The organism is Rhizobium sp. 16-488-2b (assembly GCF_017741815.1).
Lineage (GTDB): Bacteria > Pseudomonadota > Alphaproteobacteria > Rhizobiales > Rhizobiaceae > Rhizobium.
In genome coordinates this window covers 431,597-452,705 of record NZ_JAGHMF010000034.1, presented here as the reverse complement: position 1 = coordinate 452,705, position 21,109 = coordinate 431,597, and the positions used below count along the sequence as shown (strand labels likewise).

Sequence of the window (21,109 nt, the reverse complement as noted above, 5' to 3'; positions counted from 1 at the left end):
CACCGCTTTGACCTTGATCAAAGATGCGGCGAGTTCAGTAGCTTCTGGAGTCTTGTTTCCTCTTCAGAATTCAAACAAGTCCCAGTCGGCCTGCGGGCACTTCGTCGCGAGAAGACCAGCAGTGAGAGGCCGCCGGCGAGAATAAGAACCAGGGGCGATCCCCAGAGCGCCATAGTGCGGACACTGAAGCGCGGCCTCAAAAGCACGAATTCGCCGTACCGCGACACAATGTAGTTCAGAACCTGCTCGTCGCTTTCGCCATGCTTTATGCGGTCACGCACCAACAGCCTGAGATCCCGTGCAAGTTCAGCGTTGGAATCGTCGATCGACTGGTTCTGGCAGACCATGCAACGCAGTTCCGCCGACAGCGTCCGCGCTCGGCTCTCCTTCGCAGGATCTGGCAGCATTTCATCCGGGTTCACAGCGAGAGCCGAGATTGGCAACATCGTTGCCAAGAGCACCGCCAGCACTTGCACGATACGGCCCCCCGACAACCGAAACAGGCGGGAGCATCTCATCACCTTCATTCCGCGGGCCCCATCGCTGCAGAAGCCTTGACCTTGCGCCGGGGCACACCGACTCGTAGGCGCCGGTCGCTGAGCGAAACGAATCCCCCCGAAGCCATAACCAAAGCACCACCCCAGATACAGAGAATGAACGGCTTCCACCACACGCGCACGACGATGCCACCGTCATTGGTCGGGTCGCCCAGGGAGACATAAAGCTGGCTCAAGCCAAAGGTCAGGATCCCCGCCTCCGTCGTCGGCATTTGGCGCGCACTGTAGACACGCTTCGCAGACCAAACGTCGGCTACATCGACGCCACCTCGGCGGATGCTGAAATGACCACGATCTTCCCTATAGTTCGGTCCGGTCGACGGCTGCATGCCGTCGAACTGTAGCGAGTAGCCGCCCGCTTCGGTGGTCTCGCCAGGCTTCATATGCAGGACATGTTCAGTCGCAAAGGTCGAGACCGCGACGATGCCGAGAACGGTGATGCCGAGACCGGCATGCGCAAGCGCCGTACCAAAGGCCGACCTCGGCAGGCCGGTCAGCCTGCGCCAGGCGACGTTCGCCGCCACCTTGCCAATACCGGCGCGGTACCAGAGATCGGCAGCAGCGCCGAACACGAGGAACAATCCGGCAGCAAGGCCGAGAACGGAAAAGATTGGGCCGCCATGCTCGATATAGAACAAGACAAGTGCGGCAGCGAAAGCGAGGCCCGCGACCACATAAAGCCGCTGGAGGGCGCCCAGAAGATCGCCGCGCTTCCAGGCGAGCAGTGGCCCGAAGGGCACTACAAGTAGCAGTGGGATCATCAGGAGGCCAAAGGTCATGTTGAAGAAGGGCGGACCGACCGAGATCTTGTCGCTAGTAAGCGTTTCCAGCAGCAGCGGATAAAGCGTACCCGTCAGCACCGTCCCGCAGGCTACGGTAAGTATTAGGTTGTTCAGAACCAGCGCGCCCTCGCGTGAGATCGGCGCAAACAGCCCGCCTGCCGAAAGCAACGGCGCACGGAAGGCAAAGAGCGACAACGCCCCGCCGATGAACATCAACAGAATACAGAGAATGAAGACGCCTCGACTCGGGTCGCTCGCAAAGGCATGGACCGAGGTAAGCACGCCGGAGCGCACGAGGAACGTCCCCATCAGCGACAGCGAGAATGTGAGGATGGCCAGCAGGACCGTCCAGATCTTCAGCGCCTCGCGCTTTTCCATGACGAGCGCAGAGTGCAGCAGTGCGGTGCCCGCCAGCCAGGGCATGAAGGAGGCATTCTCTACCGGATCCCAGAACCACCAGCCACCCCAGCCGAGCTCGTAATACGCCCAATAGGATCCCATCGCGATACCGAGCGTAAGAAAGGTCCAGGCGGCCAGCGTCCAAGGGCGTACCCAGCGCGCCCAGGCCGCATCAATGCGTCCTTCAAGGAGAGCCGCAACGGCAAAGGAAAAACAGACGGAGAAGCCAACATAGCCGAGATAGAGAAGCGGCGGATGGATCGCGAGGCCGATATCCTGCAGCACCGGGTTCAGGTCACGACCCTCGGCCGGCGCCGGATCGAGACGAACGAAAGGGTTGGAGGTCAGCAGGATGAAGAGGATAAACGCGACAGAGACCCAGGCCTGAACCGCCAATACATTGGCTCGTAGCGTGTTCGGCAGATTGCGCCCGAAGAGCGCCACCATTGCACTGAACAGCGCAAGAATAAGCAGCCAGAGCATCATCGATCCCTCGTGATTGCCCCAGACGCCGGAATATTTGTAGATCAGCGGCACCAGCGAATGCGAGTTCTGCCAGACATTCTCGACCGAGAAGTCTGACACGACATGCGCGTAGGTGAGCGCACCGAAGGAGAAGGCAACGAGGCCGAAGAGAACGATCGAACCGAGCGACGCGACTTCCATCATCGCCTGATCGCGGCGGCGCGCGCCGATGAGCGGAACTACCGAAAGGATGATCGCCGTTGCGAGCGCGAGAACGAGTGCGTAGTGTCCGATCTCGATGATCATTGTTTCGCCTCCGCGTGTTGCCAGAGCCCTTGTTCTTTCAGCTTTTCAGCGACGTCCTTGGGGACGTACCGTTCGTCATGCTTGGCAAGTACGGTGTCCGCCGAAAAAAGCTGGCCATCGGCTCCGAACTCCCCTTCGGTGACTACGCCTTGTCCCTCGCGGAAAAGGTCTGGTAGGATTCCAGTGTATCGAACATGCACGACCGCCCCACCGAGATCGGTCACGGTAAAATCAACGTCGGTTCCGGTGCCTCGCTTTATGCTGCCTTTTCCGACGAGACCACCCAGACGAATTCTAGTTCCGGGGTGAACGCCTTCCGCCGCGAGATCCGACGGCATGTAGAAGTAGGCAACGGACTGGCTGAAGGCAAACATAACTAGAAAGACGGCAGCCATAATAAAACTCATGCCACCGGCTATGACTGCGAGCCGTTTCTGCTTTCGCGTCATTGACCCGTTTTCCTTTCGACATCAAATCGCCGCGCGGCCGCGATCAGCTTTGAACCTTCGTCACTGTCAGCCGGAAAGATCCCCAGCGCGCGCTCGAGCGCATCTTCCGCGCGAGACTTGTCACGAATGACCCCATATGAAGTGATAAGCTGCAGCCAGCCTTGAAAGTTGACCGGATTTCTGGCTAGCTTTTCCTCAAGGCCCGTCAGCATGCCGCGGACCATCTTCGACTGATCATCAGCGCCCAGTGCGCTTGCGGCTACGGCTTGCGCCTCGGTCGGCCCAAGAGGGATGCCGGCGGTTGGGGTCACGGACTTCCCACCGTTTTTAACGACATGGTCGTTAACGAGCGGAAGCCATGGCGCGCCTGCAGGCGAATCCTTGGCGACCGCCTCGAAGGCCATTCGCGCATCTTCAGATCTTCCCGCCTGTTCGAGGCCCAGAGCACTGTAGAATCTGGCTCGCGGATTTTGCGGATCGATCTCCAAGGCCCGTTCCAACACGCTTTTGACTGCATCCGTGACCGTGCCATTTGAAGTCGCCAGGAGCGCTTCGGTCAAACCATTTAGCCTGTCGGTACTGGAGCCTTGCAGCCTGATAGCGTTGTCATAGGCCTGGGCAGCGTCCGCGGCACGATCCGTTCTCAAGTAGATCGGCGCGATCACGTCCCACCCGCGCCCGTCGTCCGGCGCTTTCTCAAGATGAACTTCCGTTTTGCGTATCAAGATAGCGAGATCTTGACCCGGATGAGCGAGCCGCTCTTGCAGTGGGAGCGACGGTAGGTCCGGCGAGCCAACCGCGACGTAAAGCGAGATGCTAGCAAGCGACAAGAAGGCCGCTATCGCTAGTTTCACCTTTCCCCGTGACGAAGGACGACTCTTCCTATCTTCCGCATCGGACTCCCGAAACAAGCGCCTTGCGGTCTCCGCCCGTGCGAGCTCGTACTCCTCCACGCTGATCCTGCCGTCCGCGCGTTCGCGGAGGAGTTCCGCGATTTGATCGCGGTAAATTTGCCCCGCACCGTTTTCCGGCGCGACGGCACGACCGGGCGTCGACAGGGGATGCAGTAACACGGCCGTCACGATGCCCGTGATGGCCGCGAAGATTATCCAAATGATCATGTTCAAACGTACTCTGTTGCGAGAGCACAATATCGCCGTTTCTGCCCCGGACATTGACGGGGATCAATTATCGCGCTGTTAAAGCACACGTCCGGTAAAGACGTAGCCGACACCGCGGACTGACTGGATCAAAGCGGGCGCCTTCGGATCCGGTTCAATCTTCTTGCGGAGCCTCACAATTTGGGCGTCGATTACGCGATCGAAAGCCTCAAGATTTCTGTTCCGGGTGAGCTCCATTAGAGTATCCCTAGACAATACCCTCCCGGAATTCCGAACGAAAACCAGAAGCATGTCGAACTCGCCGGTTGTAAGCGGAACATCGTCTCCTTCGGGAGAGCTCAATCTACGTCGAGGCACGTCAAGACAGTAGCCTTCGAAGCGGAAAGCTTCGTCCGCTGGAGAGGACTTCCCACCGGGAAGAGTTGCAGCGGCCCGTCGCCGAAGGACAGTTCTCAGGCGGGCGAGAAGTTCGCGAAGGTGAAATGGCTTCGCGACATAGTCGTCGGCGCCGAACTCTAGTCCGATGACCTTATCGGTGACGTCGTCCTGCCCCGTCAGCATCAGCACGGGAACGTCGGATTTCCCGCGAAGCTCCTTGAGCAGGTCAAAACCGTTCTCTCCGCCAGGAAGGACGAGATCAAGAAAAATGGCGACGTACTCGTGCTTCGAAAGTTCTGCGCGCATGCCCGCGCCATTTGAAACCGCCGTCACACGGTAGCCGTTGTCATCAAAATATCGGACGAGCATCTGCCTGATCCTGGCATCGTCATCGACGACGAGAATACGATCCGGTTCCATATGCCTCCGTCCTGCTGCCTGTGGGCATCACACATAACGCAGGATTGCAGGCCGCGCTACCACCGGCGGACAGGTAGGTTTGGATTAACCCGCTTTCGCCCACGAAAAACAAGACGCGGGCGATAGCGTAGCAGATCAGAATTCCTCCCAGTCGGCCAAGGCCTGAGCAGCCGCAGCCGCGCGTCCTGGAGAAGGTCTGAGAATGCTTATATTCCCGACCGAGCGGAAGGCCTGGTCGGACTGATGGCCGGTAATGGCATGGGGAAGCTGGAACGCGGAAATGAGTGATCGTAGTTTTCCGCTTTCTCCGGCGAGAGTGGCGCTCGCAGCATTTGTCTCCTCCACCATCGCAGCGTTCTTCTGTGTCACCTGGTCCATCTCGTTTACGGCAGTGTTCACCTGCGTCAGGCCCACCGACTGCTCCTTGGCGGATATGGCGATCGAATCCATATGCTGGTTGATTTTGGCAACATGTTTCTGGATGGTTTCGAGCGCGCCCCCTGTCTCGCGGACCAGCGCGACGCCGTTCACGACTTCCGTCTCGGAGGTGCGGATGAGATCCTTGATCTCGCGCGCGGCGTTTGCGGAGCGTTGCGCAAGTTCTCGGACTTCCTGGGCGACCACAGCGAATCCTTTGCCCGCCTCTCCGGCCCGCGCCGCCTCGACGCCTGCGTTCAATGCCAGGAGATTGGTCTGGAACGCGATGTCGTCGATTACGCCGATGATGCTGGATATTTGCCGTGAAGATCCCTCGATCTTTTCGATCGCGTCTACCGCCTTCGCGACAACCTCAGCCGAATGCTCTGCGCTACCCTCCGCTTCCGCGGCGACGGACCGGGCCTCATCAGCTCGTCTGGACGAGTTCGAAACGTTGGCGGTGATCTGGTCGAGCGCAGCGGCGGTCTCTTCGAGAGACGCCGCCTGCTGTTCGGTCCGCTTCGACAGGTCGTCTGCGCTTCGGCTGACCTCCTGCGATCCTGCATCGATCGCTGCCGTTGCCTGCGAGACTGCAAAAAGCGTCTCTGCGAGCTGGCACACAGCGCTGTTGAAATCGGTTCGCAGCCCCTCGAAATCGGAGGCAAACGGCGTATCAAGGGTGAAGGTGAGATCTCCTCCCGCAAGGTGCTTAAGCCCCGATCCCAGGCTTTGCGTAGCGGTTGACATCTCTTCAGCGCGCCGCCGCTCCGTCTCGGCATTGCGCCGACGCTCGTCTTCGGTCCGACTGCGAGTTTCGTCGGCCTCGCGCTCCAGTTCAAGGCCGCGCTGCCCGTTTTCCTTGAAGACTTGGACAGCGCGAGCCATGGCGCCGATTTCATCGCGACGGTCGCGCTCAGTAACTTCGGTCGAATAGTCCGCATCGGCAAGGCGGCGCATAGCCTCGGACAGATCCCTTACCGGAGCGGCCAACCATTTGCGCACACCTGCCAAGCCAAGAAGCAGGAATATGGAAAGACCCGCGAGGATGGAAGCCACAGTCGACCAGATAGCGCTTACCGCGGCGGCCTCTGCGGCGTCGTCCTTCGCGTCTACGTCGCCGATAAGCTTCTGCGCGACTTCGACCGAGGCTTTTGAAACTTCCGGGAATTGAGGCTGGCACTGTGTGAGGAATTCCGCCTGTGAAGCCAAAACTTCTTCGGACGCCGTCGCGACGAGTGCCTTTTGGACCGAGAGCCTGCACGTTTCATCGATGATCCGCAGGCCCCTGATTTTGATGGGTTGTAGCTCCTCGTTGCCCGGCAAGGCCGCGATTGCGGTGTCAATGAATTTAACGAAGCTTTGCCGCGCGGTGTCTAGTTCCGCCATAGCAGACCGGTTTGCGGCGTCGCTCCGCGACATAAGCATATCGCTAATCGCCGCCCGTGCGGTCTGGAGAGAGCGGTTCGCGCGCGCGAGATTGATGACTGCAGTTTCCTCCCCCTGTAACAGGCCCTGATACTGCTTGTCGATCGACACCATTTGGAAACTAGAGTAGGCGACCGCACATAGGACAAAGAGCCCCATCGACCCGAGAAGTGTAAGAAATTTGATTGTGATGGACAGATGGCGCATCGGAACTCCGCAAAACGCTCGCTGATCCTGTCAGCGGATGACATTCCGCGCAGAATACCTCATGGCATCCCCTCATGTTCTGCCTGTGAAAAAGGGCCGCAACACTGCGCCAACCCCGAAAATAAGGTCGAGACCTTAAAGTACGTTTAAGCGATCTTCATCATTCACCCCCATTTCTGGGGCGCCTAGCACGCGGCGCGAAGACTTGCCACGCTCAGGATAGTTACCGTCCTGCCGTGCACGTTTACTCCGGCATCAGCAAGGGCTGCGAACGCTCGGGACAGAGCTTCGGGTGCCAGACCAAGCTTTCCTGCTAGGATTCGCTTTTGAAACGGCAGGCGGAAGCTGGCCTGGGCGGCGCCCTCCGGGCAGCGCCCCAGAAAGTAGTTGGCCACCCGTTGCGGCGCAGTTTGCAGCCGATCCGCCGATATACAGCGAAATGCTTCGCTGAGATGTCTCGACATGATCCGCGCGGCATTGGTCTGAAGGATTGGGTGACGACCCGCGAGCTTCCGCAGTTTCATCAGGTCGAAGATGGCGACATCCGTGACATCTGCCGCGCGTGCGGCAGTGACATAGTTTACCCCCTCAGTAAGCAGATACTCCCCAAAGGTCTCACCCGGCTCGCAAATGGAGACGTCAGCCTCACGTCCCGATGCTGCCTCCGTCTTCGTGAGCCTGACAAGGCCGTTAATAACGTAGAAAATTGCGACGGCCAGCTCGCCTTCGGGATGAATCACTTCGTTGTTCGAGAACGTCTTGATGCGGCAAATCGCATCGATTTCAGCGGCCACGTCGGCTGAGACGCCACGAAAAAGTTCTGACTGTCTTACGTTGCGTAACTTTTGAAGCATAGTTTCCTCCCCGGCCCCTCTAGCGCCGTGTTTCCTCTTGTTCGTCGTCAGCGAGAACGCGCCACGCCGCGCCTTCGAGATCCTCGTACTGTCCGCTTTTGAGCGACCAGAGAAAGGCTACAAGGCCGATGCCGCCCATCAGGAGCGCGATCGGAATCAGATAAATCAGCATATTCATGCCGAAGTTGCCTCCGGCATCAGTCTGTCGGCCTCGCCCTTTGCCGGGTGCCGCTTGACGAAAGTGTTGAGACGCAACGCGTTGCTTACGACGATGAGGGACGACGTCGACATTGCGACTGCAGCGATAAGCGGAGTGGCGAACCCGGCGACGGCGATCGGTACGGCCAGGAGATTGTACCCTATCGCAAGAGCGAAGTTCTGGCGGATGAGAGAAGCCGATCGCCGAGCCACTTCAATGGCGTGCGGGACCGCATCCAGTCGTTCGTTAAAGAAGACGAGATCTGCGGCCTGTCGGCCGATGTCGGATGCCGTGGCAGGAGCAATTGAAACATGCGCGGACGCGAGGGCCGGCGCGTCGTTGATGCCATCACCTACCATTAGTACCTTGCGGCCCTCATCGCGGAGCCTCTCGCACGCATCAACTTTCTGCTTAGGGGTCAGCGCCGCCAACGCCACATCGATTCCTAGCCTGCCGGCCGTGGCCGCCACGACGCCTTCGCGGTCTCCCGAGACCATCAAAGTCTTGAGGCCCATATCGTGAAGTCGAAGGATCGAGTCGGCCGCGCCCGGTCTAACAGTGTCTTCGAAGAAAAAGCGGGCGACGGCACGGCCATCCCTCGCCAGAACGACCTCGGAAAGAGTTCTGTGGTCATGCGAAGGAGCACCGCCGCACGCGAACGAAAAGCTACCCATTCGATAGCACGTTGCGCCATCGGACGCTTCCAGACCGCCGCCCGGCACCTCCATGACGTGATCGAAGGCAGCAGGCGACGCGATGACGCCACGGAAGAGAGCCTGAGAAAGCGGATGTCTCGAGTGGGCGGCCAAACCCGCAGCCAGCGCGATATCCGCTTCATTCGATGCGTCCAGACTAACGAGCCGGGGAGTTCCCATGGTGAGCGTGCCGGTCTTATCGAAGGCCACTGCGTCGGCTTCCGCAAGCCTTTCCAGGGCAGAGCCGTCCTTGACCATGATACCCCGCCGGAAGAGTTCGCCGGCCGCCACCACCTGCACCACAGGAACTGCCAGTCCGAGTGCACACGGACATGTTATGATGAGGACAGCGACTGCGACGAGCATGGCCTGTTTCCAATCGCCTCCGATGAAACCCCACCCTAGGAAGGAGGCCAACGCAAGGAGATGCACGACAGGTGAATAAAGGGACGCGGCCCGATCTGCGATGCGCCTGTACCTAGCCCTTCCCCCCTCCGCAGCCTCCATCAGGGAGATGATTTCGGAGAGAAGGGAATCCTTTGCCATCTTGGTCGCGCGCACGACGAGGGAACCTGTGAGATTCATGGCGCCGGAACTTGCGTATGTCCCTTGGCGAGCCGCCACCGGGCTGCTTTCGCCGGTGACGATCGAGAGATCGAGATCGCTCTCGCCGCTGACAACGACGGCGTCAACCGGGATCCGTTCGCCCGCCGCCACTGCGATCTCGTCGTCGACAACGATATCCTCTACCCCAACGTATCGTCGCGAGCCGCCAGGCTGTAACACCAGCGCGCCGCGAGGCGCTATGCGGGCGAGACCATTAATGGCTGCCCGAGCCTTTTCCCGCATGACGTGGTCGAGAGTCCGACCGATAAGGAGAAAGAACAGCAGGGAGACGGTGGCGTCGAACCACGCGTGTTCGCCGTGGTGCATAGTTTCCCATAGCGACACCGCATATGAAAGCGTCACAGCCAATGATATCGGCACGTCCATGTTGGTACGGCCATGTTTCAGCGCGTTCCAGGCCGAGCGAAAAAAGAACCTTCCGGCATAGACAAGCGCTGGCGCAGCTATCATCGCCGAAATCCAATGAAACATGTCCCGTGTCGCGGCGTCCGCGCCGGACCAGACCGAAACAGAGAGAAGCATTATGTTGGCGGCGGCAAAACCGGCGACGCCAACGGCCAGCAGTAGCTGGTTGCGCGTCCTGTCGTTCTCGGCCACTGGCGCGCAGAGATGAGCGCGATAACCCGCCCTTTCGATAGTCTCTAGGATGAGCGCCGGATCCGTTGGACCACTGTGAGACGTCTCTTGGTAAACGCAAATAACGCGACGGGACGTAAGATTGACCCTTGCCTTGCTGACAAACGCCAAAGCGGACAAAGCCTTCTCTATTGTCCCGATGCAGCCACCGCAGTGGGCGTCCGGAACGCTCAGGTCGAGCTGGCGCAGTCCCTCCCCGAGCGGGTGGCTCGCAAGGGCGATCTCTTCCGAGCTGAAAGCCCTTGGCTTCATCGCGAGCACGGCCTCGGCGTTGATCATGCAGCAGGTCATTGGCCGAACCCCGCCGTGTCGAAGCGCTGAGCTTCGTGCATTACAACCACGCCGTCCCGCTTCGAAATCAGCTCGACGATCCAGTCGCCGGATGGGACGTGGCGGTTTGCCTCGAATCGCCCCCTCTCGACAAGAGTTAGCGATTCGATGAAGTCCTCATGGTCGCCCACAGGACGCCGAAAGCGAGCCTCCACTTCATCGGCTTGAGCTGGAGAGCCATCGCGATTGTGGAGCTTGTAAGTGAAGATGTTGTCGTGCAGTGAGATCGCGCCCGTAACGCCCGTTGCCACCATCGCCTTTATCGCGGAAGCCTTTTGATTGAACTGCTGGCTCGCGACATAGGTGTTTTCGACGACCAGGCCGCTCCAGCTCGATGACGCGAACCACGCCATCGTCACGTTCACCGAAACGACAACCGCAAAGAATCCGCAAGTCGTCAAAAGCATGTGCTTGCCAGTGAATCCTTTCGAAACCGAAGTCATTGTTCTGCTCCAGGGGTGTTGAATGCGGCGCGGTACGTCGCGCGGTCCGAGTGGCCGTTGTCTTCGATTGAGAGCAGGAACTCCGAAACCGGGGCGCTCGCAATGTGCCGCGTCACGAAGACTTTGAGGGTCGTCGCGGCATCCGGCGCGGCGTCGATCGTGAAGCTTCGGCTTTCCTGCTTGCCTAGCTCGGGAATACGCATCGTCGCGCCGTCCAAGCCGGAGATGCTTAACTCGATCCTTCGCGGCCTGGGAACCATGTTGAGGACGCGGATCGTGTAGCCGTTGCGGATGGACCCGTCGCTTTCGAGCACGTATTGCGGGTTTCGGTCATGGACGACATTCAATTCCAGCCGTTCGCGCATCGCCAGATGGACGATCATTCCCACGCCGATCATGCACCACACCGTGGCGTAGAAGACGACGCGAGGACGGAAGATGATCCGCCAGTTGAAATGCCTGATCTGATCAACAAAGGTGCCGTCCGCTTTGCGGACCAGCACAGGCTGCACTGGCAGGCGACCATTGTCGGTCGCGATCTTCATGTTATTGGCGTACTCGCTCAAGGTCGCGTATGCGATAAGGCCGCGCGGCTTGCCGATCTTGTCCATCACGCCATCACAAGCATCGATGCAGAGAGCGCAGGTGATACATTCCATCTGCTGGCCATCGCGTATGTCAATCCCCATTGGACAGACCGCCACGCAGGCGTTGCAGTCGACACAATCCCCCACGGGCTGACCGGTCGCTTGAGCCTTCTTGCTATGACGGGAGCGCTGTTCGCCACGCCAGTCGTTATAGGTCACGACCAGCGAGTTTTCGTCCAGCATCGCTCCCTGAATACGGGGCCAAGGGCACATGTACGTGCACACCTGCTCGCGCATAAACCCGCCGAGTATGTAGGTCGTCGCGGTCAGCGTCGCCACGGTGGCATAAGCCACGCCGGCAGCGTGCCCTTGGACCAGAGACGTAAGAAGGGTTGGCGCATCGGCGAAATAGAAGATCCAAGCGCCGCCAGTTGCCACCCCGATCGCCAGCCATACCGCATGTTTAAGGACGCGCTTGCGGATCTTGTCGAAGCTCCAAGATGCGGCGTCGAGCTTTATCTGCGCGTTTCGATCGCCATCGATGGCGCGCTCTACCGCCAGAAAGAGGTCCACCCAGACCGTCTGTGGACAGGCATAGCCACACCATGCTCGGCCGACCGCAGAAGTCACGAGAAACAGCCCGAATCCTGCCATGACGAGAAGCCCAGCGACGTAATAGAATTCCTGCGGCCAGATCTCGATGAAGAAGAAGTAGAAACGGCGGGAGGCGAGGTCCACGAGAATCGCCTGATCAGGGGCATATGGACCGCGATCCCAACGAATCCAAGGTGCGAGATAGTAGATGCCGAGCGTGACTAGCATCACGATCCACTTCAAGCGCCGAAACCGGCCCTCCGCTCGCTTAGGAAAAATCTTTTTCCTAGCCGCGTACAACGGCTGGCCGTCCCTGCGGGTTTCCACCGCCCTGCCGTCTACTCGTCGGACGTTCTTCGGATCAGGAGCTGTATATAAGTTCATGTGCAAATCCCAAGGTTCGGATGCACTTTTGCTACGTTTGGGCGCTTCGATCCTTGATTCAGATCAAGGAAAAAGACTTCAAAAAAAAGGGCCGCGCTCTGGACAGGAAGCACGACCCAAAGGACTGGAAATCATGGCCTTCGCGCAGCGGGCGCGATGCCGCTGCGCGAAGCTATCTCGACTACGCCGAAGGAGAGTATGATGCGTAGCCGTGAGGACTGCGGGGGAGACTTTCCGCTAAGACGTCCTCGCAGACCGTGGTTATCGGCTTGTCGTCGAGTGGTCTTTGAGCGAAGTCAAAGATATCATCGAACTACCCATCTTTTCGGGGTCTTCGCTCTCTCGTTCTGTAGTGACCGCCTTAGCCCTGACCGAAACTCGCGAATGGATGACGGAACGCGGCGTGCCGTACAGGGCCAAGAGAGGATCATGATCGTGAGTTGTCATATGGCGGCTTCTCATTTCCCACCTCCAAGCGAATGGACGAAGACGGTCAGTTCCTTGACCGTCGTGTCGCCCAGGCGTCCAGCCCAAGCGGGCATGACGCCGTGCTTTGGCGAGGCCACCTGTCTTGCGATCGCTTCTTCCCCCTTCGCCTTGAGCCAGATCGCGTCCGCCAGGTTCGGAGCCCCCATCTCGACCTTACCCTTCGCGTCCTCGCCATGGCATGCGGCGCAGTTGTCAAGGAAGATCTGTTTGCCGGCCTCGGCCAAAGCAGGATCGGAGGGCGTGTTGGTCAGGCCCCAGACATAGGCTGCAACCTGGTTGGTCTGGGTTGCATCAAGCGTTTCGCCGAAGGCAGGCATTTCAGATACATGGGTATCGGTGTCGGCATCGAAACGGATACCGTGAGCGATCGTTGTCTGGATCGACTGCAGGTCGCCGCCCCAGAGCCAGTCGTCGTCGTTCAGATTCGGAAAGCCGGGCCCACCACTGGCGCCCGATCCGTGGCAGGGAGCACAATTGTTCTTGAAGGCCGATGCGCCGCCCGCGATCGCGAATTCCCGAAGCGTAGCATCGGCATCGATTTCCTCGACAGTCTTAGTGGCGATCATCTCGTGGAACTTTGCCTGACCTGCCTTTGCCTGATCGAGATCCTGCTGAAGTTCAGCTCGCGTCGAATACCCCAGGTAACCTTTGGTGGCAGAAGTTAGCATTGGAATGGCCGGATAGGCGATGGCATACCCTACGGCCCAAAGGATGGTGACATAAAAGGTCCAGACCCACCAACGAGGCATTGGGTTGTTCAGTTCTCGGATGCCGTCCCACTCGTGTCCCGTGGTTTCGACGCCGCTAACGTCGTCAATGTGCTTCTCGGCCATCTCAATCGTCCTTCAAGGGAATCGCAGCGGCCTCCTTGGCCGTCTGCTTGCCGCCGGGGCGGAGTGTGAAGGCGACGGCGCAGACGAAGAACGCCGCCATCGCCAGAAGCCCCCAACTGTCGGCGAAGTGCCGCATTGCCGTGTATGTTTCCATCAGATCACCTCATCGGTAGCCGGTCGCATCGTCGTAGGTCGAGAAATCGACCAGCGTGCCGAGCATCTGCAGATAGGCGACGAGAGCATCCATTTCCGAGAGCTTCTGCGGATCGCCGTCGAAATCGCCAATCTTGGCCTTGGGGTATCGAGCGAGCAGAGCTGTCGTATCAGCATTCGGGTCTGCCTGCGCCTTCATATCCGCCTCGGCATTGGCGATCATGTCATTGCTATAGGGAACGCCAACATCCTCGTTTGCCTTGAGGTCCATGCCGACGTCTTTGACCGTGACTTCCTGTTCCTTGAGGAAGGCATATTTGGGCATGATCGATTCAGGCACGACCGCTCTCGGATCCGACAGATGCTGGACATGCCACTCGTTCGAATAGCGGCCGCCAACGCGAGCAAGGTCAGGACCGGTTCGCTTGGACCCCCACTGAAACGGATGGTCGTACATGGATTCTGCGGCGAGCGAGTAGTGGCCGTAGCGCTCCACCTCGTCCCGGAACGGCCGGATCATCTGGCTGTGGCAGAGATAGCAACCCTCGCGAATGTAGATGTTGCGTCCCGCCAGTTCGAGAGGGGTGTAAGGACGCATGCCTTCGACCTTCTCGATGGTGTTCTGGAGATAGAACAGCGGAGCAATCTCGACGATGCCGCCGATCGAGACGACCAGTAGTGAGCCGACGAGAAGTAGTGTCGCATTCTTTTCGAGGATCTTATGTTTGTCCAGTATCGATGCCATGGTTCACCTCATTCGGCAGGCTGTGCCTGAGGCACATAAGCGGTGGGGATAGCGACTTCGTCGCGCAGGCGTCCGCGGATCGTCATGAAGACGTTCCAGGCCATCACGAGCCCGCCCGCCAGGTAGAGCGCTCCACCCACCGTGCGCAGCACGTAGTAGGGGAACATGGCGGCGACGGTCTCTGCGAAGGAATAGACGAGGAAGCCCTGCGAATTGTATTCGCGCCACATCAGACCCTGTTGGATGCCGGCAACCCAGAGAACGGCGGCGTAGACGACGATGCCCAGGGTGGCGAGCCAGAAGTGCCAGTTGACCATGCGGAGGCTGTAGAGCCGCTCGCGGCCCCAGAGCTTAGGCGTCAGATAATAGATCGCCCCGAAAGTAATCATTCCGACCCATCCGAGCGCGCCGGAATGAACGTGACCGATGGTCCATTCTGTGTAGTGGCTCAAAGAATTGACTGTTTTCACCGACATCATCGGGCCTTCGAAGGTCGACATCCCGTAGAACGCGATGGCAACGATCATCATGCGGATGATCGGATCGGTGCGGATCTTGTCCCAGGCCCCCGACAGCGTCATCAGGCCGTTGATCATCCCGCCCCAGGACGGCATCCACAGCATAATCGAGAAAACCATCCCCAGCGTCTGTGCCCAATCCGGAAGGGCGGTGTAGTGCAGGTGATGGGGCCCCGCCCAGATGTACATGAAGATCAGTGCCCAGAAGTGGATGATCGACAGGCGGTACGAGTAGACCGGGCGGTTGGCCTGCTTCGGCACGAAGTAATACATCATCCCTAGGAACCCGGCGGTCAGGAAGAAGCCGACGGCGTTATGGCCGTACCACCACTGTGTCAGCGCATCCTGGACGCCCGAGAAGACCGAATAGCTCTTCGAGCCCAGGAAAGAGACCGGGACGGCGAGGTTGTTCACCACATGGAGCATTGCGATGGTGACGATGAAGCCGAGATAAAACCAGTTCGCCACATAGATATGCGGCTCCTTACGCCTCAGGATCGTGCCGAGATAGACGACGAGATAGGCAACCCACACGACGGTTAGCCAGATATCGACATACCATTCGGGCTCGGCATATTCGCGTGCCTGAGTGATGCCAAGCACATAGCCGGTGGCCGCCATGACGATGAAGAGCTGGTAGCCCCAGAAGACGAACCATGCGAGGCTACCACCGAACAGCCGAGCATGACAGGTGCGTTGGACGACATAGAAGGATGTCATGATCAGCGCGTTGCCGCCGAAGGCGAAAATGACAGCCGAGGTGTGGACGGGACGCAGCCGCCCGAAATTTAGGTAGGGCGCTAGATCCAGGTCAGGGAACGCGAGCTGAGCGGCGATGATCACTCCGACGAGGAAGCCAACCACGCCCCATCCTACTGTGGCGATCAGCCCGTAGCGGATGACCTCGTCGAAATAGCCGGAAGCCTCGACCTTGGGCACCTTCCCGGCTGCAGAGAAATCTATCCGACGCACTAGCAGTACCGTGCCCGCGAAAAGGCAGAAACACAGGATGCCCATATGGATCGCAAAGAGGTGGTCGTGAGCAAGGCCTGCCGCGACCAAGGCCAGAAATGCGGCCACCGCGACCACTATTGTTTCAATTGTGTAATTCATGACGTAGTCCCCATGCGCACACGAACGGGAACGACCGTCCAGCTCGTAGTTTGAGGAAGGACTGTCATGAGGGTGACGCGGGCTCCTTGATCTATATCAACGAACCCGCATAAAGACGCGCAGCCCCGACGCTGTCACAAACTGTTACGAACAAACACCAACTCGCACGCTGCTCTCATCGTGATGTGACTCGGACAAGTTCTACTGGGTTCACTCAACCAGGGGACACCACGATGCTGATGCAGGGCAAGAACGCTTTCACGAATGCTCAACCGACTAGCCATGCGGTTGCTACCCCGACACTGTCTTCGGTCTTTCATGCCAGCCCGCTGGAAACGATCGCCGCTGGCGAAGCCATCTGCTGGGAAGGGGATGATGCCACGCATCTTTTCCAGGTGGTCGAGGGCGTTGTCCGGCTTCATCGCATCATAGGCGAAGGTCGACGGGTGATCACCGCCTTTCACTTTGCCGGTGACGTGATCGGCGCTTCCCTCCTGGAGACCTTCTCGTTCACGGCTGAAGCAGTCAACGAGTGCAAAATTCGCCGCGTCTCGCGCCGCAGCTTCCATCATGATGTCGCGCGGTGCGAAAATATTCGTCCGGCTTTTATCGATCTTCTTTGCCGCGAGAACGCAGCGGTAAACGACCAGATGGTGCTCCTTTCCAAAAAGAACGCCGAGGAACGCCTCTGCAGTTTCATCGTCAATCTGGCCTCGCGCCCCGGAACGCGACGCCAGAACGTTCTCCGCGTGCCAATGAACCGCCAGGATATCGCGGACTATCTAGGCCTGACCATCGAGACCGTGTCTCGGACGATTACCAAGCTTGCGGCACGCGACGTCGTTGTCGCTGAAGGCCGGCATGATCTAAAGATTATCAGCATGGACAAGCTCGTCCGACTTTCCGGCGGAGCTGATGATTTTTCTGATAAAACCTGCCATAGGGTCAGTTTACACTGAGCTAAGGACCGGCCATGCCCCACCGCCTCATATCGCCGCGCACGGCGTCTTCCCAGGAGCTTGACGCGCTCGTGCATGTTCTTGACGGGGCCGACATCATCGTACACCGCTTCGATGGCGCGATCACACACTGGTCGATCGGCTGCGAGAACATGTACGGGTGGACGCGCGAGGAGGCGGTTGGCGAAACTGTCTTCGACCTCCTCGCAACACGCTACCCGGCACCCCGAGAAAAGATTCTGACGCAGTTGAGGTCACGCGGGTTCTGGCAGGGCGACGTTGTACATCGTCATAAGAACGGACATGACGTGGACGTGGCTTCTCGGTGCGTCCTGGTGAATCTTTCGGACGGAGACATGGCCATCATTCAGACGAACAGCGACATCAGCGCCTTGAAGAAGGCGGAACGAGCCGTCAAATCGCGAGAGGCTCACCTGACTTCGATCCTTGAGACCGTTCCGGACGCGATGGTCGTTATCGACCAGAAGGGCGTCGTGATATCGTTTAGCAAAGCTGCCGAAAAGTTGTTCGGGATGGACGCGGACCAGATCTGCGGAAAAAACGTCAGCAATCTAATGCCAAATCCCTATCGCGACGCCCACGATAGCTACATTGATCACTATCTCGACACCGGTGAAAAAAGGATCATCGGCTACGGCCGCGTCGTCACCGGCCAGCGCGCGGACGGGTCTCACTTTCCAATGGAACTTCACGTCGGCGAGGCAACGGCGAATGGTGAGCGTATTTTCACGGGATTTGTTCGGGATCTAACAAGCCGCCTCAAGATTGAAGAAGATCTGCGCCAGGCGCAGAAGATGGAAGCAGTGGGCCAGTTGACGGGCGGACTGGCGCACGACTTCAACAATCTCTTGACGGTCATCAGCGGCAATCTGGAGATGGTCGACGACAAGCTTCCTCAAGGTTCGCTTCGGGACATGATCCGTGAAGCGCAGGATGCGGCAGCCGATGGCGCGAAGTTGACAGGGCAACTGCTCGCTTTCGGGCGACGGCAGCCTCTCAGCCCCAAACAGGTCGACCTAGGCGGGCTCGTGACCAGTTTCTCGGACCTACTTCGACGCACCCTCGGCGAGAATATCAAGCTATCTACGGTCCTCACAGGCGCCCACTTCGAAGCACTCGTCGACAGTTCACAGCTTCAGAACGCTATTCTGAACATCGCGCTCAATGCCCGTGACGCCATGCCAAAGGGCGGCATCCTGACGACCGAGGTTTCGCGCGTGCGGTTGGACGCCGACTACGCCAAGATGTACCCGGAAGTCCGTAGTGGGCACTTCGTACTGATATCGATGACGGACACCGGTTCTGGTATGACCGATGAGGTCAAGAAGCGCGCGATCGAACCTTTCTTCACAACGAAAGACGTCGGGTCCGGAACCGGTCTTGGTCTCAGCATGGTATACGGCTTCGTCAAGCAGTCCGGTGGCCATCTCCAAATCTACAGCGAATTAGGTCATGGCACGACCATCCGTATCTACTTGCCCGCCCTTGCCGAACCCAGGCCCGCGCAGACGGTTTCGCCGGAAACCGCCGAGGCTCCTCTTCCCCGTGGCACGGAACTCGTGCTCGTGGTCGAAGACGACCCACGAGTGAGGAAGGTCGCGGTCGCAAGGCTGCAGCAAATGGGCTACCGCGTGGTGGAGGCGGACAACGGGCGCAGAGCCCTGGAAACACTTGCGGAACATCCTGGGGTCGCCCTTCTTTTCTCCGACATTGTCATGCCCGGCGGAATGACGGGGGACGAGATGGCGACAGAAGCGATCAGACAGCGTCCTGATCTGAGAGTACTTTTTACATCGGGCTATTCGGAACCTGCTTTGGCGTCTAAGGACGTAATCCCCGGCGCAGAGTGGCTTCGCAAGCCCTACACCGCAAGGGAACTGGCGGGAAAAATTCGTGATCTGCTTGACCGGCCCTGAAGCGCAGTATTGGACCTTTCAATTCTGCTGATCTTTTAACGGCTCGTTAACAGTCGCGCCTCATTTTAGGGGTGCCGCGAAAAAGAAAACAGCTATCGCGGCCCAGAGAACAGGATCTCGACATGCAATCCCGCTCAAGCTCAACCGACGACGCGCCTCATGAACAGCTTGTGAAGCGGATCGAGGTACTTGAGGAGCGAATGCGTGCCCACTTCAGCGTCATCGCAATACTTGGGGCCGCCACGGAATCTCCGAAGAAGCTTCTCGAAATGCTGTCCGCCTATCGCGACCGCCATGTCAGCGATGAAGTTCAGCATACGGCCCCTCTCTGGTCTGACGTCTTGATCGCCAATGAGGTAAACGCGATAATGAGCGTCATTACGGCTCAACACGCCGGTCTTCGTGATCAAGGGCGGGATCGAGTAGCTAGATTCATGTTTTGACGGAAGCGCACCCATGCGTTTGAGAGCAGTTGGCGCTTCATCTGGCTAGATGGTGTCGGCGGGTAGGCCCAGATATCGCTAGGTTTCCAACACATTTCGCTTTTGGGCGTGGCGCATCCAGTGCTTGATCTTGGCGAAGGCCTGATCGATCGGATTCAGATCGGGGGAATATTTCGGCAGAAACGACAGTCTGGCGCCAACCGTCGTGATTGCATCGCGGATCGCCTTGGCCTTTGTGAGAGCCGAGATTGTCGAGGATGACGATGTCGCCGGACTTGAGGGTGGAGATCAACTGCTGGCGGACATAGCGAGGAAGCATTCGCCATCGATGGGACCGTCAAAGACGCAGGGCGCAGTGAGCTCGTCTCAGCGGAAAATGCCGAACAAGGTCAGCGTGCGCCAGCGGCCCTGCGGGACGAAGCCGCGCAATCTCTTGCCCCTCGGCCCCCAGCCGCGTAACCCCGCCATGTTGGTGTGGATCCACATCTCGTCGATAAAGACGAGCCGCGTCGGATCGAAGCGTTCTTGCCAGGCCGACTGGTTCACTTCATCATCGTGTTGATGACGCGACGAGCGGTTCGTTCATCGATGTCGAGCACTCGGGTGGTCGCCGTTTTATTCGTCGATTTCGTTTCCATCATCGTCGAAGTCGGCTCCACGTGATGGATCTTCGAGGTAGGTCCTGCAGCCCTCTTCGAAAGAACTCGAGTTGCCGGAGCAATCGCCCTCGCTGGTGACACTGTTCTGCTCGGCCCATTCGTATCCCGCTTTGTGACCGGAGCAGTCGTCCGTACAGTAGTTACCGCCAAAGCTTTGTGCCGAGGCTGGGGTTGCGGCAGCTAGAATTGCCAATATGGTGCTCGCGTACGGGCGCATTGTTCTTCTCCTCAGTATCCGCCTGGGCGAGACATAGCACTGCGGTTTCCGCACAGCGTGCCGTCCGCGGCTCTGTCATAGTAAGAGTAGCAATTTCCGGGATATGGTCGATAAGGTGCGTAGCCTCCGCCACAGTTGTTGTTGGCACATACCGCAACGGCAGTCCCGACGACAGCCAGTGCGACCAGCGCAGCAGCGGCTTGGTTCTGCTGTTGCACCATCTTGTAGCAGTCGAGCGGGTCAATCTGCCGGCGGGCAAGCTCTTTAAGCAGGTTTTGGTAAAATGCCTGATCCTTTGTCTCCATGAGGGTGCGACAGAGCGCCGCCTTGCTCACTGCCTCTGGCTTCTTCCTTAATTCTGCTTGTGTTGTCGTGCAGCTCGCCAATGCGAACGCGATCGCCGCGACACCTATGCGTCGCGCCCAAATGCCAAATGTCACGGTATAACCCCTCAGTTTCCCGAGACGAACATCGCAGAATTCAAGACGACGTCAAATTGCATGTTAATACATCGTTAATACATGCAGGTTGGAAAAACGGTGCAGGATACCCCCCCCTAAACCCAGATAGTCGCCTTCTTTTGCTTGCGTCGATAAATCGAGAAAGGCCGCTCGGACCCGAAACGGCTTGAACTCGCTGAGCCCTTGGAAATCAATCTAGCCGTTCCTGCTGTGGACCTTTCGCGTGGGCTAATCTCCGGTAAGACCATGTCTGTCTCATCACGTCGCTTGGAGAAATTGTCAGTAACCGAACCGGCACCTCCTAGAT

The 21,109-nt window shown here is 58.6% G+C and carries 21 protein-coding genes and 1 pseudogene; 4 read left to right on the top strand and 18 right to left on the bottom strand.

The window, feature by feature from the left end; genetic code table 11:
* Nucleotides 1–17 precede the first annotated feature (17 nt).
* The 11 genes from J5286_RS25610 to ccoG form a co-directional block, all read right to left on the bottom strand.
* On the bottom strand, nt 18–527 hold the full coding sequence (locus J5286_RS25610; protein ID WP_449090029.1) for a cytochrome c-type biogenesis protein: 510 nt from the start codon (nt 525–527) through the stop codon (nt 18–20).
* Nucleotides 524–2,509, bottom strand: a complete 1,986-nt coding sequence (locus J5286_RS25605) for a heme lyase CcmF/NrfE family subunit (RefSeq protein ID WP_209192790.1) — start codon at nt 2,507–2,509, stop codon at nt 524–526. The genes J5286_RS25610 and J5286_RS25605 overlap by 4 nt, the downstream gene beginning before the upstream one ends.
* Nucleotides 2,506–2,958, bottom strand: coding sequence for a cytochrome c maturation protein CcmE (gene ccmE / locus J5286_RS25600; RefSeq protein ID WP_209192788.1), 453 nt, complete (start codon nt 2,956–2,958; stop codon nt 2,506–2,508). The genes J5286_RS25605 and ccmE overlap by 4 nt, the downstream gene beginning before the upstream one ends.
* Nucleotides 2,955–4,079: a c-type cytochrome biogenesis protein CcmI gene (gene ccmI / locus J5286_RS25595; protein ID WP_209192983.1), complete on the bottom strand. Its 1,125-nt coding sequence runs from the start codon at nt 4,077–4,079 to the stop codon at nt 2,955–2,957. The genes ccmE and ccmI overlap by 4 nt, the downstream gene beginning before the upstream one ends.
* Before the next feature lie 78 nt (nt 4,080–4,157).
* The gene (locus J5286_RS25590) at nt 4,158–4,877 is read right to left on the bottom strand and encodes a response regulator (protein ID WP_209192786.1); all 720 of its coding nucleotides are present in this window, start codon (nt 4,875–4,877) and stop codon (nt 4,158–4,160) included.
* A gap of 135 nt (nt 4,878–5,012) precedes the next feature.
* On the bottom strand, nt 5,013–6,926 hold the full coding sequence (locus J5286_RS25585) for a methyl-accepting chemotaxis protein (protein WP_209192784.1): 1,914 nt from the start codon (nt 6,924–6,926) through the stop codon (nt 5,013–5,015).
* Between the two features lie 185 nt (nt 6,927–7,111).
* On the bottom strand, nt 7,112–7,780 hold the full coding sequence (locus J5286_RS25580) for a Crp/Fnr family transcriptional regulator (RefSeq protein ID WP_209192782.1): 669 nt from the start codon (nt 7,778–7,780) through the stop codon (nt 7,112–7,114).
* A 19-nt stretch (nt 7,781–7,799) separates the two neighbouring features.
* Nucleotides 7,800–7,958, bottom strand: coding sequence for a cbb3-type cytochrome oxidase assembly protein CcoS (gene ccoS, locus J5286_RS25575; protein WP_153272750.1), 159 nt, complete (start codon nt 7,956–7,958; stop codon nt 7,800–7,802).
* A complete protein-coding gene (locus J5286_RS25570) occupies nt 7,955–10,228 on the bottom strand; it encodes a cation-translocating P-type ATPase (RefSeq protein ID WP_209192780.1) in 2,274 nt (757 codons plus the stop codon). Before J5286_RS25570 ends, ccoS begins: the two co-directional genes overlap by 4 nt.
* On the bottom strand, nt 10,225–10,710 hold the full coding sequence (locus J5286_RS25565) for a FixH family protein (RefSeq protein WP_209192778.1): 486 nt from the start codon (nt 10,708–10,710) through the stop codon (nt 10,225–10,227). Before J5286_RS25565 ends, J5286_RS25570 begins: the two co-directional genes overlap by 4 nt.
* The gene (gene ccoG, locus J5286_RS25560; protein WP_209192776.1) at nt 10,707–12,275 is read right to left on the bottom strand and encodes a cytochrome c oxidase accessory protein CcoG; all 1,569 of its coding nucleotides are present in this window, start codon (nt 12,273–12,275) and stop codon (nt 10,707–10,709) included. The genes J5286_RS25565 and ccoG overlap by 4 nt, the downstream gene beginning before the upstream one ends.
* Before the next feature lie 53 nt (nt 12,276–12,328).
* On the opposite strand from ccoG, the gene J5286_RS25555 reads away from it, so the two are divergent.
* Complete coding sequence (locus J5286_RS25555; protein WP_209192774.1) at nt 12,329–12,484, top strand: hypothetical protein; 156 nt, start codon at nt 12,329–12,331, stop codon at nt 12,482–12,484.
* 249 nt (nt 12,485–12,733) lie between these two features.
* On the opposite strand, the gene ccoP is transcribed toward J5286_RS25555, so the two are convergent.
* The 4 genes from ccoP to ccoN are packed head-to-tail and all read right to left on the bottom strand — an operon-like array spanning nt 12,734 to nt 16,126.
* Entirely contained in the window at nt 12,734–13,597 is an 864-nt protein-coding gene (ccoP, locus tag J5286_RS25550) for a cytochrome-c oxidase, cbb3-type subunit III (RefSeq protein ID WP_209192772.1), read from the bottom strand.
* Nucleotide 13,598: 1 nt separating this feature from the next.
* Entirely contained in the window at nt 13,599–13,751 is a 153-nt protein-coding gene (locus tag J5286_RS25545) for a cbb3-type cytochrome c oxidase subunit 3 (protein ID WP_153272745.1), read from the bottom strand.
* A gap of 9 nt (nt 13,752–13,760) precedes the next feature.
* On the bottom strand, nt 13,761–14,495 hold the full coding sequence (ccoO, locus tag J5286_RS25540) for a cytochrome-c oxidase, cbb3-type subunit II (protein ID WP_209192770.1): 735 nt from the start codon (nt 14,493–14,495) through the stop codon (nt 13,761–13,763).
* An 8-nt stretch (nt 14,496–14,503) separates the two neighbouring features.
* On the bottom strand, nt 14,504–16,126 hold the full coding sequence (ccoN, locus tag J5286_RS25535; protein WP_209192768.1) for a cytochrome-c oxidase, cbb3-type subunit I: 1,623 nt from the start codon (nt 16,124–16,126) through the stop codon (nt 14,504–14,506).
* 233 nt (nt 16,127–16,359) lie between these two features.
* On the opposite strand from ccoN, the gene J5286_RS25530 reads away from it, so the two are divergent.
* The 3 genes from J5286_RS25530 (at nt 16,360) to J5286_RS25520 (ending at nt 19,465) form a co-directional block, all read left to right on the top strand.
* The gene (locus tag J5286_RS25530; RefSeq protein ID WP_209192767.1) at nt 16,360–17,085 is read left to right on the top strand and encodes a Crp/Fnr family transcriptional regulator; all 726 of its coding nucleotides are present in this window, start codon (nt 16,360–16,362) and stop codon (nt 17,083–17,085) included.
* 14 nt (nt 17,086–17,099) lie between these two features.
* Nucleotides 17,100–19,022: a hybrid sensor histidine kinase/response regulator gene (locus tag J5286_RS25525; protein WP_209192765.1), complete on the top strand. Its 1,923-nt coding sequence runs from the start codon at nt 17,100–17,102 to the stop codon at nt 19,020–19,022.
* 122 nt (nt 19,023–19,144) lie between these two features.
* The gene (locus tag J5286_RS25520) at nt 19,145–19,465 is read left to right on the top strand and encodes a hypothetical protein (RefSeq protein ID WP_209192763.1); all 321 of its coding nucleotides are present in this window, start codon (nt 19,145–19,147) and stop codon (nt 19,463–19,465) included.
* A gap of 45 nt (nt 19,466–19,510) precedes the next feature.
* Here the strand turns inward: J5286_RS25520 and J5286_RS25515 are convergent.
* The 3 genes and pseudogenes from J5286_RS25515 to J5286_RS25505 all read right to left on the bottom strand — a co-directional run.
* Nucleotides 19,511–19,999: pseudogene (locus tag J5286_RS25515) on the bottom strand (IS630 family transposase); the annotation flags it as partial.
* A gap of 81 nt (nt 20,000–20,080) precedes the next feature.
* Entirely contained in the window at nt 20,081–20,341 is a 261-nt protein-coding gene (locus tag J5286_RS25510) for a hypothetical protein (protein WP_209192761.1), read from the bottom strand.
* 11 nt (nt 20,342–20,352) lie between these two features.
* Nucleotides 20,353–20,781 (bottom strand): hypothetical protein, encoded by a 429-nt coding sequence (locus J5286_RS25505; RefSeq protein WP_209192760.1) that lies wholly within the window; start codon nt 20,779–20,781, stop codon nt 20,353–20,355.
* Between the last annotated feature and the right edge of the window lie 328 nt (nt 20,782–21,109).